This window comes from Mannheimia haemolytica, from assembly GCA_900638155.1.
Taxonomy (GTDB): domain Bacteria; phylum Pseudomonadota; class Gammaproteobacteria; order Enterobacterales; family Pasteurellaceae; genus Mannheimia; species Mannheimia glucosida.
In genome coordinates this window covers 2,157,154-2,172,048 of record LR134495.1, presented here as the reverse complement: position 1 = coordinate 2,172,048, position 14,895 = coordinate 2,157,154, and the positions used below count along the sequence as shown (strand labels likewise).

16 protein-coding genes are annotated in these 14,895 nt (G+C 38.8%); 5 read left to right on the top strand and 11 right to left on the bottom strand.

The features are described 5' to 3' along the window. Positions 1–50 precede the first annotated feature (50 nt). The 11 genes from ruvB to EL242_RS10575 form a co-directional block, all read right to left on the bottom strand. Entirely contained in the window at positions 51–1,055 is a 1,005-nt protein-coding gene (gene ruvB, locus EL242_RS10625; RefSeq protein ID WP_040080998.1) for a Holliday junction branch migration DNA helicase RuvB, read from the bottom strand. A gap of 10 nt (positions 1,056–1,065) precedes the next feature. Beyond that, positions 1,066–1,671 (bottom strand): Holliday junction branch migration protein RuvA, encoded by a 606-nt coding sequence (gene ruvA / locus EL242_RS10620; RefSeq protein WP_126302562.1) that lies wholly within the window; start codon positions 1,669–1,671, stop codon positions 1,066–1,068. Positions 1,672–1,779: 108 nt separating this feature from the next. After that, on the bottom strand, positions 1,780–2,406 hold the full coding sequence (locus EL242_RS10615; RefSeq protein WP_126302561.1) for a LysE family transporter: 627 nt from the start codon (positions 2,404–2,406) through the stop codon (positions 1,780–1,782). A 6-nt stretch (positions 2,407–2,412) separates the two neighbouring features. Beyond that, positions 2,413–2,886, bottom strand: coding sequence for a phosphatidylglycerophosphatase A (locus tag EL242_RS10610; protein ID WP_126302560.1), 474 nt, complete (start codon positions 2,884–2,886; stop codon positions 2,413–2,415). 4 nt (positions 2,887–2,890) lie between these two features. Further along, positions 2,891–3,871, bottom strand: a complete 981-nt coding sequence (thiL, locus tag EL242_RS10605) for a thiamine-phosphate kinase (RefSeq protein WP_126302559.1) — start codon at positions 3,869–3,871, stop codon at positions 2,891–2,893. Between the two features lie 62 nt (positions 3,872–3,933). Next, a complete protein-coding gene (nusB, locus tag EL242_RS10600; RefSeq protein ID WP_006247938.1) occupies positions 3,934–4,347 on the bottom strand; it encodes a transcription antitermination factor NusB in 414 nt (137 codons plus the stop codon). Positions 4,348–4,427: 80 nt separating this feature from the next. Next, positions 4,428–5,741, bottom strand: coding sequence for a type IV pilus secretin PilQ (pilQ, locus tag EL242_RS10595; protein ID WP_126302558.1), 1,314 nt, complete (start codon positions 5,739–5,741; stop codon positions 4,428–4,430). Between the two features lie 8 nt (positions 5,742–5,749). Beyond that, positions 5,750–6,163 carry a hypothetical protein gene (locus EL242_RS10590; RefSeq protein ID WP_126302557.1) on the bottom strand — a complete coding sequence of 138 codons (414 nt, stop codon included), beginning with the start codon at positions 6,161–6,163 and terminating at the stop codon, positions 5,750–5,752. Positions 6,164–6,165: 2 nt separating this feature from the next. Further along, positions 6,166–6,702: a hypothetical protein gene (locus EL242_RS10585; protein ID WP_126302556.1), complete on the bottom strand. Its 537-nt coding sequence runs from the start codon at positions 6,700–6,702 to the stop codon at positions 6,166–6,168. A gap of 1 nt (position 6,703) precedes the next feature. Beyond that, on the bottom strand, positions 6,704–7,225 hold the full coding sequence (locus EL242_RS10580; RefSeq protein WP_126302555.1) for a hypothetical protein: 522 nt from the start codon (positions 7,223–7,225) through the stop codon (positions 6,704–6,706). Next, complete coding sequence (locus EL242_RS10575; protein ID WP_126302554.1) at positions 7,201–7,893, bottom strand: competence protein ComA; 693 nt, start codon at positions 7,891–7,893, stop codon at positions 7,201–7,203. Before EL242_RS10575 ends, EL242_RS10580 begins: the two co-directional genes overlap by 25 nt. 123 nt (positions 7,894–8,016) lie before the next feature. Between EL242_RS10575 and EL242_RS10570 the strand changes: the two genes are divergently transcribed. The 5 genes from EL242_RS10570 (at position 8,017) to EL242_RS10545 (ending at position 14,720) form a co-directional block, all read left to right on the top strand. Then, positions 8,017–10,581: a penicillin-binding protein 1A gene (locus tag EL242_RS10570; RefSeq protein WP_126302553.1), complete on the top strand. Its 2,565-nt coding sequence runs from the start codon at positions 8,017–8,019 to the stop codon at positions 10,579–10,581. A gap of 236 nt (positions 10,582–10,817) precedes the next feature. Then, complete coding sequence (gene aroK, locus EL242_RS10560; protein ID WP_006247930.1) at positions 10,818–11,339, top strand: shikimate kinase AroK; 522 nt, start codon at positions 10,818–10,820, stop codon at positions 11,337–11,339. A 23-nt stretch (positions 11,340–11,362) separates the two neighbouring features. After that, entirely contained in the window at positions 11,363–12,451 is a 1,089-nt protein-coding gene (aroB, locus tag EL242_RS10555) for a 3-dehydroquinate synthase (protein WP_126302552.1), read from the top strand. Positions 12,452–12,464: 13 nt separating this feature from the next. Beyond that, a complete protein-coding gene (locus tag EL242_RS10550; RefSeq protein ID WP_126302551.1) occupies positions 12,465–13,292 on the top strand; it encodes a Dam family site-specific DNA-(adenine-N6)-methyltransferase in 828 nt (275 codons plus the stop codon). 69 nt (positions 13,293–13,361) lie between these two features. Then, the gene (locus EL242_RS10545; RefSeq protein ID WP_126302550.1) at positions 13,362–14,720 is read left to right on the top strand and encodes a sodium-dependent transporter; all 1,359 of its coding nucleotides are present in this window, start codon (positions 13,362–13,364) and stop codon (positions 14,718–14,720) included. The last annotated feature ends 175 nt before the right edge of the window (positions 14,721–14,895 follow it).

Here is a 14,895-nt window from a genome sequence, read left to right as displayed (position 1 = left end):
GTACTAACTATCCGCTTTTTATTTATGTATCAATGCCTTTAGAAATATGACTAATCTATTTGGGCTATACCTAAATGGGCATAGGTTCTGCTGGTAGCAATTCTGCCTCTTGGTGTGCGTTGTAGAAAGCCTTGCTGAATCAGATAAGGCTCTAGCACATCTTCAATCGTATCTCGTTCTTCGCCGATAGCTGCCGCAAGATTGTCTAATCCCACCGGCCCGCCATCAAAGCGTTCTACAATCGCTTGCAACAGTTTAATGTCCATAAAATCAAAGCCTTCCGAATCTACATCAAGCATTGCCAGAGCTTGTTTGGCGATATCGGAGGTAATAATGCCGTTATTACGCACATCGGCGTAATCCCGAACTCGACGGAGTAAGCGGTTGGCAATACGGGGTGTGCCACGGGAGCGGCGAGCCACTTCATAAGCACCGTCTGCCGACAAATTGAGATTTAAACAATCGGCACTACGTTTGACAATCAGAGTAAGATCGTCCACTGAGTAAAATTCTAAGCGTTGTACAATCCCAAAACGATCGCGTAACGGCGAGGTCAGCGAGCCGGCACGGGTGGTTGCCCCTACAAGGGTAAAAGGCGGTAGATCGAGCTTGATGGAACGAGCAGCAGGTCCTTCCCCAATCATAATATCGAGCTGGTAATCTTCCATTGCAGGGTAAAGCACTTCTTCAATCGCTGGAGAAAGGCGGTGAATCTCATCAATAAACAGCACATCGTAAGGTTCAAGGTTGGTCAGCATTGCCGCCAAATCGCCGGCTTTTTCTAGCACAGGTCCTGAGGTGGTACGAATATTGACCCCCATTTCGTTTGCCACAATATTGGCAAGGGTTGTCTTACCCAAACCTGGAGGCCCGAAAATCAGTAAGTGATCTAATGCCTCTTCCCGCAATTTAGCGGCTTTGATGAAGATCTCCATTTGATCCCGCACCGATGGCTGCCCGACATAGTCGGCAAGCAGTTTCGGGCGGATTGCTCGGTCTATAACTTCTTCCTCACGCTTAGGTGAGGCACTGATGATTCTATCTGCTTCAATCATAATTTAATGTTTATAATGAATTTTTTAACGCCTCACGAATAAGCTGTTCGCTCGTTGCACCGGATTTATTCACTTTCTTAATCATTTTTTCCGCATCGGCAGGTTTGTAGCCTAGGGCTATTAAGGCATCAAGGGCTTCATTTGCCGGGTCTGGCGTATTACTTGCCACAATTTGCTCGTGCGATACTTCCACAAAGAAATCGCTCTGTGCCATTCCTTTAAATTTGCCTTTGAGTTCCACCAATAAGCGTTCTGCGGTTTTCCGACCGATTCCCGGGATTTTGGTTAATTTTACCAGCTCTTCATTTTCAATCGCGGTGGCAAATTGAGATACCGACATTGCCGATAGAATTGCCAACGCGAGCTTCGGCCCAACACCGTTGGTTTTAATTAATTCACGGAATAGCGTTCTATCTTGTTTTTGGGCAAAACCGAATAGCAAGTGAGCATCTTCTCGTACCACTAAATGGGTGAAAATAGTTGCCTCTTCGCCAATTTGTGGCAGGCTGTAGAAACTAGTCATCGGGAGCAGTAGTTCATAGCCGACCCCTTGCACGTCTAATAAAATTTCGGGTGGTTGCTTTTCAATAATTTTGCCGTGTAGTCGTCCAATCATTTTTTTATCTCAGAGTTAAAATTGGCAGTAGCATAGCAGAAACTGTATAAAATAACACTATTTTTTCTGAATGGAATTTGCAAATTTTTCGCTAAATTTAACCGCTTGTTAGCGGAGTAAGTGAGTGAGTCCTTCATAAATCAGCATTAAGCCGAATAAGATGAAAATCACGCCTGAGATATTATCAATATAGCGGCTGTATTTAGCATAGAACAGTCTGACCGGTCGGCGAGAGAAGAGTAGTGCCACCACACAGAAATACATAAAGGTGCTGACTACAAAGAGTAGGAGCAGTTCGAACATTTGTAGTGTTTCAGTAAAATTACCGATATAAGCAGAAACTACGCTGGTAAAGTAAACTCCGGCTTTGGCATTAAAGATATTAATTAATAAGCCTTTTCTGATTTCTGTGAGGTTATTCAGTGTTATTAGCTCGGCTTTATGCTCTGTAAAGCGAATACTTTCGGTTACTCTTACCATTTTTGAACCGATATATACAAGGTAGCAGCCACCAATTAACATCACACTATATTGGAAAATTTCGCCTATGCTTTTACTCAGCCAAGCCAGCCCGAAAATAGCAAAACTTGCCCAGAAAATAATGCCAATAGAAATGCCGATTGCCGCTAAAATGCCTTTTTTAATTGAATGGCTGGCGGATTGTCTAACCACATAAAAGAAATCGGGACCGGGGGTAACCAGCCCGGCTAAATGTATAAATAAAATGGTAAGCATAAATTTCTAAATAACATAATACAAAAAATGAAGTGAAATCAGGGCAAAAATGGCTGCGAGAATATCATCAAACATAATGCCTAAACCGCTTTCTAATTTTTCATCAAAATAGCGGATCGGGAAAGGCTTGATAATATCAAAAATGCGGAAACTGATAAATGCAAGCAGGTAGCCTAACAGATTATATTCAGGCAAACAGGTAAACATCAAAAAGATGGCGACGATTTCGTCCCAAACAATTCGCCCGTCATCGTGAACTTCTAGAGCTTGGCTGGCTTTGGTGCAAATAATACAACCTGCAATGAAAGAAATGAGAGTAAGCAAGCCGAAGAACAGAGGAGATTGTGTAATAGACCACAAGGCTATTGCCACAATTAGCCCGGCGAGGCTACCCCAAGTGCCGGGAGCAGGCTTTAATAAGCCTGAACCAAAGCCAAAGGCAAAAAAATGAATCGGGTTTTTAAGATTAATTGGTTTCATTGTGTTATTTTTTAAAATGATCGTAGCCTCGTTGTGAGGGCAAGGTGACAGGCTGATTATGACGTAATAGGGTTAAACCTTCTTTAGCCGAACGAATTTGCCCAATACAGGTATAAGTTACTCCGATATTGGCTAATGCTTTGTCTAATTTGGCTTTGTTATCATTTGGCACGGTAAAGCAGAGTTCGTAATCTTCGCCACCGTTTAAGGCAAAATATTCTGCCTCTGTTCGAGAATAACAGCTGAGTAAGGCGTCAGACAAGGGGAAATTCTCAAGGTTTAATACTGCACCACAGTCACTGCGCTTTAAAATATGGCTTAAATCAGACAATAGACCATCTGAAATATCAATCGCTGCATTAGCAATAGAGGCGATAGTCAAGCCAAGTAAAACTCGAGGTGTTGGGCGTAAATGGCGTTGAATCAGGTAGCTTTGCTCTTTATTCCAATTCACTTGCTCGCTTTGCCGATTTAGCAGAAGTTGCAAACCACCTGCACTGTCACCGAGTGTGCCGGAAACATAGATCCAATCACCCACTTTGGCATTATGGCGGAATAAGCCTCTATCTTGTGGCACAATGCCTTGAGCTGTGATTGTCAAAGATAGTGGCCCACAAGTGGTATCCCCTCCAATCAAATCAACATTATAGTGATCAAGAATCTCAAAGAAATGTTCACTAAATTCCGCTAGCCAATCGTGATTAATTTCAGGTAACGTTAAGGCTAAAGAGATCCACGCAGGTTCTGCGCCCATTGCGGCAAGATCGCTTAAATTGGTCGCTACACTTTTATAAGCGAGATCGGCTGGTGAAATAGTCGGGAGAAAGTGGGTTCCGCAGACAAGGGTATCGGTTGTGATCGCAAGTTGCTGATTTGGTTTGAGTGAGGTGAGCGCACAGTCATCGCCGATAGAAAGTAATACATCTTTGCGAGGTGGGCGTTGAGAAGCATTAAAATAGCGTTCGATAATATCAAATTCACCCATAAAAAATCTCCTTGAGCGTTATGATCAAAATCCCCAATTTATGTATAAATTGGGGAATCTTATTATTTTCTGCCTAATGCTGGGGCTAATTTATCTAAAATGCCGTTAATGTATTTGTGGCTGTCATCAGAGCCGAACACTTTAGCGACTTCAATCCCTTCATTGATGACTACACGGAAAGGCACATCGTGTTCAAATTTTAATTCGTAAGTTGATAAACGCAAAATAGAACGTTCAATAGGATCAACATCTGACTCTTTACGATCTAAATAAGGGCGTAATGCTTCATCAATGGCTTCTACATTATCCACAACGCCACGGAAAAGTTTACGGAAATAAGGCATATCAACGCCTTTCATATCTTGATCTGTCACAAACGCCAATTCCACTTCTTCAACCGTGTTTTGGGAAATATACCAAGAATAAATGGCTTGCACCGCACATTCTCTTGCACGGCGACGTGGGGAAATTTTCATAAAACCTCTAAATCTTTAACTCAAAAAATGACGGCTGATTCTATCACACTTCCCCTATTTTTGCTTGCGTTTATGATGTGCTATTTTGATTTTTTGCGGTTGCTGCTCTTTTCATTAGATTGAAGGATATAAGGCGTCACAAAAATGACTAGCTCTCTTTTGCTGATTTTATCTCGAGTTTGACTAAATAACCGCTTGATGAAGGGAATTGAGCCTAAAATCGGCACTTTATCTTCGCCTTTTTGGGTTAAATGTTGAAAAATACCACCAAGTACAATGGTTTCGCCGTGTTTGGCAAATACTTGCGTATTTAGCTCTTGTTTATCAATCGTAATTAAGCCACTACTGCCGGATTGGGAATTTGGCGAATTTTGGGTAACGATCAGATCGAGTAGAATTTGATTTTGGGTTGAAAGGTGTGGAACGACTTCAAGCCCTAATACCGCTTCTTTAAATTCGACATCGGTGGCTTCCGATTTGGTGTTGTACATCACATAAGGAATTTCCGTGCCTTGCTTGATACTTGCCGGCTTTTTATTGGTGGTTAACAGGCGTGGGCTGGCAATAATTTCCACACTATTTTCTTGTTCTAATGCACTTAATTCTAAATCAAGCACTCTGCTATTAATGGACGCAACCTGTAATACGGCAGATGCTCCACCAGTAACCGGAAAATTTACATTTAAGTTATTGGTGACATCGTTGAGTCCATTGCCTTCCAGCTGTCCGCCAAATTTATAGTGCCCAGCCTCACGAGAAAAAATTCCCCAGCGAACGCCAAGCTCTTGCAAATGCTCGCTACTGATAGTGACAATTCTAGCCTCAAGCGCAATTTGCTCGGTGGGTTGGTCGAGCTGTTTCACCAAATGTTCGATATTTTTAAGCGATTTTGCACTGTCTTTCACAATCAGGCTATTGCTTCTTTCATCAAAGTGAATATAACCGTTTTCTGATAAAAATGTCCCGCTGCCTTTGGTTAACGACTCAATCACCTCTGAAGCCTTTGCATAATGTAGTTTCAAGGTTTTTGTGATTAATTTAGGGGCGGTGACAAGCGGTGTATTTTGCCCATTATTTTGCAAATTCATTATTGGCAGAGGCGTTAAGTCAGCCGCTTTTTCCTCTTTTTTGTGAATATAAACAATATCATCTTCTTGTGTTAAGGATAATTTATTGACTTTGCCAAGCGTTTTAAAAATCTCGTCAACCGATTTATTTTCTAATCGTAGTGTTGATTTGGTTTCAATATTATCATCAAGCACCATATTTTTACCGGTTTCTTCCGCTAAATAAGTAAAAATAAGCGAAGTTGGAGCATTTTTTAAAGCTATGGAAATGGTATTCGCATAGGCTAATGAAAAACCGCATAAGAAATATATAAAAATTTGCCACATATCAACCTCTATAATTTGATGTTAATTTCATAAGGGATATTACAATCTTTAGTTAATTTCCAGTTAATATAAGTAATGGATTTAAGACTAATATGTTTTATTTCAATTTCATTGTTAAGTAAGTTATTTTCTTTTAGCTCAATTAATTGTTGTTTTTCATCAATAAATAATGCTCGCATTACTTCATTGATTTTAACTAATCCTATCAGTGTCATTTTGTCAAAATCAGTTGCTATATTTTTTGCAGAAAAGTTATCAGGTACTTTACAAGCGGTGGTGTTTTCAGCATTTTTTGTAAATTCCACACTACTTTCACCTATATTGCCTGAGGCTTGAGTTTCCTGTTTTTCTCCAAAGAAAGGATCATTTGCTTTTACAGAAAAACTGATAAATAAAGTAATAAATAAAAACCAATTATGCATTGTTATTCCTTATTAGCTAATATGACTAAGGTAGTATTCATTTCAACTTTTCTGTCTTGCCGAGATTTGATGAGGCTAATCGCATTGTATTTCAAATAAGGTATTTGCTTAACTGAATGGATAAAATCAAATAAAGATCGGCTATTGCCGATAATACTCAATTCAATACTTTTACCTTGTTCTAAATTCCATTGTAAACTTTCAATGGTTAGTTGGTGTTTTTCAGCTAATATTTGTATGTTGCTGTTTATTTCGGTTAAATTATTCTCTTGTCTGTTCTGATTTTTAGCTTTATTGATAATTGAGTCATATTTGTTTTGTTGATGATTAAAGTTAATCTTGTCATTTTCTATATTTTTTAAAATATGATTAACCTCAATATGGGATTTTATCAACATAATCATAGGTGGAATGATGAATATCATCATAATGCCAAATGGTAATACTTTAGGATATTTTCGGATAAACCAAATAAACTGAAATAATGAACTGTTTGGATTGGAATATGCAGCTTCAATTTTAGAATGTATAGAAAACATATTAATTACCTTTATGTTTCAGTGTGAAAATAAATTGAATTTCATTTTTATGATTAACATTAATTTGCTCGGTTTTGGTTTCAAATAAATCTTGCTGATATAAATAAGATTCTAGACTTTGAAAATCAGATTGATTATCTAAATTACCGATTATTTTTAAATAGAGATCGGTTTCAAGATAAATTTGTATCGCTTCAATTCCCCCATTTTTGAGTGGTAAGTTATCTATTATTGCCAGTAGTTGTGTTATTTTTTTATGCTCGGTAAAGGGCAAGGTGTTTGTATGATTACTATTCAAGCTGATAATTTTATTTTCAATATTTAATATATCGGTTTTTACCAGCTCTAATTGCTGTGCAAGCGGTTGAATTTCTTGATTTTTTTGCAAATAGAGAAAAATCAGAGCCAAGCTAATGAGGGCAGATAATAAAAGTGTATAAATCACGTTTTTGATGCCTTTATCACTGCCGGCAAGCCAGTTATTTTTTCGATTAGCACTTAAATCAATACCTTGCCATTCCATAAACTTGCTCCTAAGGCGAGACAATATAACTGTTTGTCTTGCTCAGATTCGATTTCAAGATGGTTAATTTGAGACAGATGAATGCAATTTTCAGGCTCTGTTTGCAATATCAGTAATTCCGTCTCGGTAAATTGGAAGTACTTCTGTTTAAATGAAAAACAGGGCACTGGCTGATTATTTTGGGATTGTGTTAAATGAACTATCGCCCGTGCATAGCAATGAAGCTCACAATCTAAGATGCTGTTAAATTGGCTCAAATTCTCGGTATAACTTTTTCGCACGGCGTAAATAACCACTTTATCCAGATTATAGTTGCTGCTTGGAAATCGCTGATAGTCAATATTGAGTAAATCCAATGCAAGTGGCTGCTCATTTTTTAAAATGTGAATTACCTTACGGTGTAATTGAGCTTCATTGAGAGTGTTAGCCATAAAAACGGTTTTTCGCCAAATGTATTGGTAATGAATCGGGCGAACCAGCGTCATCATTGCTTGCTCTTGTGGGGTGAGATTACCGATAAGCTCTTCGATGCTCGCAGGCTTGGCTTGCCAAAAAACGGTGAATTTTTCTGCTTTATTTTTGACTAAGCAGTAACGTTGTTCATCTTCACTTAAGCCTAAGATGATACGGTTTGACGGTATTTTTGAATGTGGTTTAAGTAATTTCATAATAAGTATAGTAAGTAAAGTTTTGCAATTAGTTATGCGAAGTAAGCTTTTTTAGCTTATACTTAGTAACCTAATATTGGCTTTAAATTTATGTTTCGTCATTAACCAAAAGAGATTTTTTCGATGCGGATCGCAAAAATAATATTTAGTGCTTTACTTTCACTCTTGATTTTAGGTGGGGTAATTGGTGGTTTACTGTACATGCATTTCAAATCTGATTTGCCTGATGTGGCAACGCTGAAAAATGTAGAGTTACAGCAGCCTATGCAGATTTTTACCTTAGATGGTAAATTAATTGGTGAAGTAGGAGAAGAACGCCGTATTCCGGTCAAGCTTGATGATATTCCACCGATGTTAGTAAAAGCGATTCTTGCTACCGAAGATGCGCGTTTTTACGAGCATAAAGGGATCGATCCTAAAGGTATTATGCGTGCAATATGGCGCACTAGCCAGGGGGATACTCAAGGTGCAAGTACAATCACCCAGCAGCTGGCGAAAAACTTTTTCTTAACACCTGAACGTAGTTTAGAGCGTAAGGCCAAAGAGGCAATTTTAGCTTTAGAAATTGAACAGGTTCTCAGTAAAAATGAAATTCTGGAGCTGTATTTAAACAAAATTTACCTAGGGTATCGTTCTCACGGTGTTGCCGCTGCGGCTAAAACTTATTTTAATAAAGCTTTGAAAGATTTAACCCTTTCTGAAATAGCAATTATTGCAGGGCTTCCAAAAGCGCCTTCAACGATGAACCCACTTTATTCAGTAAAACGGGCGGAAGACCGTCGTAATGTAGTGCTTGGGAGAATGCTAGAAACCGGAGATATTACAAAAGAGGAATATGAGAAAGCTAAAGCAGAGCCAGTAGTAGCTAACTACTATGGTGCGACATTAGAATTTCGAGCGGATTATGTGACAGAAATGGTTCGTCAAGAAATTGTGAAACGCTATGGAGAAAATATTGCTTATAACAAAGGCTTAAAAGTGTACGCCACGGTACTTTCAGCAGACCAAAAAGCAGCACAAGATGCGTTACGTGAAAATTTGATTGATTATGACCGCCGTCATGGTTGGCGAGGCGCTGAAAAATTATGGACAGGTAGTTCTGCTTGGGACGATGAGAAAATTATCGATCATTTAAGTAAGCTGCCAAAATCAGAGCCGTTTACACCAGCTGTTGTAATGCAAGCAGATAAATCAAAATATACAATTTTATTGGCAAATGGTGATATCTCTGTTTTAAAACGTACAAATGCTTCTTTTGCACCTAAAGGGTTAAAAGCAGGTGAACAAATTTGGGTACGTCAAAATAAAAATAAGGAGTGGGCTTTAGGGCAAATTCCCGAGGTAAATTCAGCCCTAGTGTCAATTAATAGTGAAAACGGTGCCATTGAATCTATCGTTGGAGGCTTTAGCTTTGAACAAAGCCGTTTCAATCGTGCGACTCAGTCATTAGTTCAGGTAGGCTCTGCGATTAAACCGTTTATTTACACAGCGGCAATGAATAAAGGGCTAAGTCTTTCAACAACAATTAGCGATTCTCCTATTGTTATTAAAAAGAAAGGGCAAAAAGAGTGGCGGCCTAAAAATGCCGATGGGGTTTATGGCGGCCCGTTGAGAACCCGTGTTGCATTAGGTAAATCGAAAAATATGGTGGCTATTCGTATATTACAAATGGCAGGGATTGATTATGTTGCAGACTACTTACAACGTTTTGGCTTTAACCGAAATCAGTATGTTGCAACAGAATCTCTTGCATTGGGGGCAGCATCTTTTACGCCATTAGAAATGGCTCGAGCTTATGCAGTATTTAATAATGGAGGTTATTTGATTGAACCATATATCATTGACCGTATTATTGATGCCCAAGGCTACGAGTTATACCAAGCAAATCCTGTAGTAGCTTGTAATAGTTGCGATAGCCCAGTTGTTTACCCTGAGCCTAAATATTTTGAATCAGTCAAAATTCATGATGAAGCTCAAGTCGGTGTACAAACTATAGTGAATTCCTCGAATAATGATGACGACGATGTTGTGGAAGATGTTGGTGATTCAGAACCTGAATTACAAGCGAACAATAGCGAGAAAAATGCGCCGAGCTTAATGGCAGAATCTTCTCATCATATCAAAGGGTTACGTTACGCTCCTCATGTTATTAGTGATGAACTCGCTTTTTTAATGCGTAGTGCTTTAGCTACAGCAATTACTGGTGAGCCTGAATATGGCTGGCGAGGAACAAGCTATAAAATGCTCAATACGATAAAACGAGCAGATGTGGGGGGGAAGACTGGTACAACCAATAATGCTAAGGCAACTTGGTATGCGGGATTTGGTGCTAATATTTCTACTGTTGTGTATGTTGGCTTTGATGATAATAAAAGAGTATTAGGTAGAGGTGCTTCAGGTTCTAGTACAGCTTTACCCGCTTGGACAAATTATATGAAAGTTGCATTGTCAGATAAGCCTGTTGAAAAAAGTATCCTTCCAAAAAATATTATTGAGGTTAATATTGACCCTAATAGTGGTTTCTTGGGAAATGGACGTAAAGAGTATTTTATCAAGGGTACTGAGCCTACAAAACGTTATATTGTAGAGAGAGCTTATACTGAAAAAGCGCCTCAAAAAACAGAATCTGCGCCGTTACGTTTAGGATTACCTCCACCAGGGGTGCTAAAAAGCGGTGAATTATTCTAATAATTTATTACAAGGATAATGCTCTTAAAAGTTGAAAAATAGGGGGATTTCTTGCGATAATAAGTGCCAATTTTATTTTGGGCGATTTGTGAGTTATATTTGTATATTCCTTAGTCAATAAATGAGTTTTATTGCAATTTTTTAAAGAAATCAGACCGCTTGTAGAACAAGCGGTCATTTTTTCTTTTAATTTCACAGATCAAATGTTTAGTAAATTTTAAAATGAAGAAGAAATAATGGCTGAAAAACGTAATATTTTTTTGATTGGGCCGATGGGAGCAGGTAAAAGTACGATTGGTCGTCAGCTTGCTCAAACATTAGGTATGGAATTTATGGATTCCGACAGTGTGATCGAAGAACGAGCAGGTGCGGATATTGATTGGATCTTCGATGTTGAAGGTGAAGAGGGTTTCCGTAAGCGTGAAGAACGTATTCTAAATGAACTGACGCAAAATTATGGTATCGTGCTTTCAACTGGCGGTGGTTCGATTTTATCTAAAGATAACCGTAATGTGTTATCGGCTCGTGGTATCGTTATTTATTTAGAAACAACAGTGGATAAACAGTTTGAACGTACTCAGCGAGATAAAAAACGCCCTTTATTGCAAACAGAAGACCCCCGTAAAACGTTGGAAGAGTTAGCGAAAATCCGTAACCCATTGTATGAAGAAATTGCAGATATTACTATTCATACGGACGAGCAGAGCGCTAAAGTAGTGGCAAATCAAATTATTGATATGATTGATAATTTACAGTAGCCAGGTAAGAAAGGAGCTAAGATATGTTACAAGTCAATGTGGAATTAAAAGAGCGTCGTTACCCGATTATAATTGGTGCAGGGTTATTAAATCAGCCTGCTAGTTATAGCCCATTAAAATCTGGAGATAAGGTGATGATTGTCTCAAATCCAACGGTGGCGACACATTATCTTAGTGTGGTAACAAATGCGTTAAAGGAGCTGGGTTGCCACGTTGATTCGGTATTGATTCCCGACGGTGAAGAATATAAAACGCTAGAATCATTAAATTTGATTTTTACCGCATTATTAGAAAAAAATCATAATCGCGATACCACTTTAATTGCTTTAGGCGGTGGTGTAATCGGTGATGTTGCAGGCTATGCAGCTGCCTCTTACCAACGTGGTATTCGTTTTATACAAATTCCGACCACTTTACTGGCTCAAGTTGATTCTTCAGTAGGCGGGAAAACGGCAGTAAACCACCCACTCGGTAAAAATATGATTGGGGCTTTTTATCAGCCTGTTTCTGTGATTGTTGATACCAATACGCTCCATACCTTATCCAAAAGAGAAGTCAGTGCTGGTTTGGCGGAAGTCATCAAATACGGTGCAATCTTTGATGTTACTTTTTTTGAATGGCTTGAAAAGCATATTGATGATTTGGTCAGTCTCAAGCAAGATGAGCTGGAATATTGTATTCAGCGTTGTTGCCAGCTAAAAGCTGACGTGGTTGGTCGAGATGAAACGGAAAAAGGGGATCGTGCATTACTAAACTTAGGACATACCTTTGGACACGCCATTGAAGCACGTATGGGCTATGGTGTATGGTTACACGGAGAGGCTGTTTCGGTTGGTATGCTAGAGGCTGCGGAATTATCTCGTATTCTGGGGGATTTAAGCCCTCAAGAGGTTGCTCGTTTGGAAAAATTATTGGCCCGAGCAAATTTGCCAACAATTTCACCTGATGGAATGGAGCCTTTAGAATATCTACCTTATATGTGGCGAGATAAAAAAGTACTGGCAGGTCAATTACGCCTAATTTTATTGAAATCACTTGGTGAAGCTTATGTTTCATCGCAAGCCACAGAATCTCAAGTATTAGCCTCTATTGAGCGTTTTACCCAACGTTAATGTTTAAAATGAAATGAATCACCCTAAGCATCGAGCCTTTTTAAAATGGGCCGGCGGTAAATATCGCTTAATTCCAGATATTCAAACCCATTTGCCAAAAAAGGCTTGTTTAGTCGAGCCTTTTGTTGGTGCAGGTTCGGTCTTTCTGAATACAGATTTTGAACGTTATATTCTTGCTGATATTAATCCTGACTTGATTAATCTTTTCAACGTAGTGAAAGCGGATGTTGAGCAATATATTGCGCAAACAAAGTCTCTGTTTCTTCACCCACAAGCGAATACAGAAGCCTTTTATAAAGCACGCCGTGCGGAGTTTAATCGCTCAAAAGATATTTTTCGTCGCTCGGTGATTTTTTTGTATTTAAATCGATTTGGCTATAACGGACTTTGCCGTTATAACCAGAAAAAAGGGTACAATGTTCCCTTTGGGCGTTATAAAACCCATTATTTTCCAGAAAAAGAACTACGTTTTTTTGCTGAAAAAGCACAAAAGGCAACTTTTGTGTGTGCGGATTTTGAACAGGTCTTTGAGTTGGCAAAAAATCAATTAACGGATTATGTGATTTACTGCGACCCACCTTACGCTCCTTTAGCACAAGAAACGAATTTTACGCAATATGCTGGCGGTGGTTTTAGCCTAGAGCAACAAGGGCGTTTGGCAACACTGGCTTTAGAAATGAAAGGATTAGGCGTTCCCGTATTAATTTCAAATCACGATACTGATTTTACCCGTAGGATTTATCAATCTGCCGATATTACCCAAATTCAGGTACAGCGTTCAATAGGGCAGAAGGTGGGCTCAAGGGTTAAAGTTGGCGAGTTATTCGCACTCTTCATTTAATTTGTAATATTTTCTAAAAATCTGACCGCTTGTTGGTTGAAGCGGTATTGTTAGCCGATGGAGTATTAAATGGCAAATCAACAACAAGAACGCCAATCTTGGTCTAACCGATTGGCGTATATTATGACCGTTGCTGGTGCAACAGTCGGTTTTGGTGCAACTTGGCGTTTCCCTTATCTTGTGGGGGAACACGGAGGCGGTGCTTATGTGTTTTTATTTTGTATTGCGATGATCGTAATTGGTATCCCTATGATATTAGTGGAGAATGTAATTGGTCGCCGAATGAGAGTGAATGCTATTGATGCTTTTGCCGGTTTTGCTAATGGTAAAAAAATTGCCTCAGGTTGGAAAATTCTTGGCTATATGGGCTTGCTTGGAGCATTTGGTATTCTTGCCTACTATATGGTACTTGGTGGTTGGGTATTAAATTATATCGGTAGCTTACTCACGGGGACACTAGATCTATCTCAACCTGTTACCGTTGGCACGACCCAACAATTCTTCCAACAAAGTATTTTTAATAGCCCAATGACAATTATTGCTTATACGGCACTTTTTGTATTGGTGAATTATTTTATTTTGGTAAAAGGCATTGTGGACGGTATTGAGCGTTCAGTGAAATATTTGATGCCAATCCTGTTTATTTTCCTGATTGTGATGGTGGTTCGAAATATTACCTTACCGGGGGCTGCTGAAGGCATTGCCTTTTATCTGATGCCCGATTTTTCAAAAATCACACCAAAATTGTTTGTGTTTGTGCTGGGTCAAGTATTTTTTGCATTAAGCCTTGGTTTTGGTGTGTTGATAACCCTTTCAAGCTACCTTGATAAGAGCGAGAATTTAGTAAAAACAGCAACAATTACTGGGGTGATGAACACCTTAATTGCGGTACTTGCCGGTTTTATGATTTTTCCGTCATTATTTAGCTTTGGCGTTGCTCCAAATTCAGGTCCGACTTTAGTATTCCAAAGTTTGCCGATTGTGTTCTCGAATATGTGGGGTGGCACGATTTTTGCAATTATTTTCTTCAGTTTATTAGTGGTAGCGGCATTAACAACCTCGTTAACTATTTATGAAGTTATTATCACTGCATTGCAAGAGAAGGCAAAGATCAGTCGTCAGAAAGCTATTTTTATTACTTTGGCTACCATTTTTCTGTTGGGAAATATTCCATCAGCATTAAGTGACAATATATTGCAAGAGGTGCAGGTTATGGGCAAGAGTATTTTTGATGCTTTCGATTATATTAGTGGCAATATTCTGTTTATTTTAACCGCCTTAGGTAGCGCGATTTTCGTTGGCTTTGTTCTAAAAGAAGAGGCTAAGGAGGAATTAGGTGCGGGTAAAATGTTTACCACTATTTGGTTTAACTATGTTCGCTTTGTGATTCCGGTGATTATCTTGGTGATTTTCTTCAATTCACTCTAAATTCTATAAGCTGTTTGAATGGATTTTCAAACAGCTTTATTTTTAGTGACAAGCGGTTAAATTTTGCCGGGAATTTGCAATTTTTGCTTAATTAACCAAGCGTATTGGGGGTAAATAAGAACAGTCAGGATAATAGCATTCTAAAATGATAAAAAATTAATCATTTATTTGATCT

Excerpts from the sequence above, each read along its gene's own strand:
- EL242_RS10550 (WP_126302551.1), top strand. The coding sequence starts at position 12,465 with ATGAATCACCCTAAGCATCGAGCCTTTTTAAAATGGGCCGGCGGTAAA.
- EL242_RS10575 (WP_126302554.1), bottom strand. The coding sequence starts at position 7,893 with ATGAAATTACTTAAACCACATTCAAAAATACCGTCAAACCGTATCATC.
- EL242_RS10545 (WP_126302550.1), top strand. The coding sequence starts at position 13,362 with ATGGCAAATCAACAACAAGAACGCCAATCTTGGTCTAACCGATTGGCG.
- ruvB (WP_040080998.1), bottom strand. The coding sequence starts at position 1,055 with ATGATTGAAGCAGATAGAATCATCAGTGCCTCACCTAAGCGTGAGGAA.
- nusB (WP_006247938.1), bottom strand. The coding sequence starts at position 4,347 with ATGAAAATTTCCCCACGTCGCCGTGCAAGAGAATGTGCGGTGCAAGCC.
- EL242_RS10585 (WP_126302556.1), bottom strand. The coding sequence starts at position 6,702 with ATGTTTTCTATACATTCTAAAATTGAAGCTGCATATTCCAATCCAAAC.
- EL242_RS10580 (WP_126302555.1), bottom strand. The coding sequence starts at position 7,225 with ATGGAATGGCAAGGTATTGATTTAAGTGCTAATCGAAAAAATAACTGG.
- thiL (WP_126302559.1), bottom strand. The coding sequence starts at position 3,871 with ATGGGTGAATTTGATATTATCGAACGCTATTTTAATGCTTCTCAACGC.
- pilQ (WP_126302558.1), bottom strand. The coding sequence starts at position 5,741 with ATGTGGCAAATTTTTATATATTTCTTATGCGGTTTTTCATTAGCCTAT.
- EL242_RS10610 (WP_126302560.1), bottom strand. The coding sequence starts at position 2,886 with ATGAAACCAATTAATCTTAAAAACCCGATTCATTTTTTTGCCTTTGGC.
- aroB (WP_126302552.1), top strand. The coding sequence starts at position 11,363 with ATGTTACAAGTCAATGTGGAATTAAAAGAGCGTCGTTACCCGATTATA.
- EL242_RS10590 (WP_126302557.1), bottom strand. The coding sequence starts at position 6,163 with ATGCATAATTGGTTTTTATTTATTACTTTATTTATCAGTTTTTCTGTA.
- ruvA (WP_126302562.1), bottom strand. The coding sequence starts at position 1,671 with ATGATTGGACGACTACACGGCAAAATTATTGAAAAGCAACCACCCGAA.
- EL242_RS10570 (WP_126302553.1), top strand. The coding sequence starts at position 8,017 with ATGCGGATCGCAAAAATAATATTTAGTGCTTTACTTTCACTCTTGATT.
- EL242_RS10615 (WP_126302561.1), bottom strand. The coding sequence starts at position 2,406 with ATGCTTACCATTTTATTTATACATTTAGCCGGGCTGGTTACCCCCGGT.
- aroK (WP_006247930.1), top strand. The coding sequence starts at position 10,818 with ATGGCTGAAAAACGTAATATTTTTTTGATTGGGCCGATGGGAGCAGGT.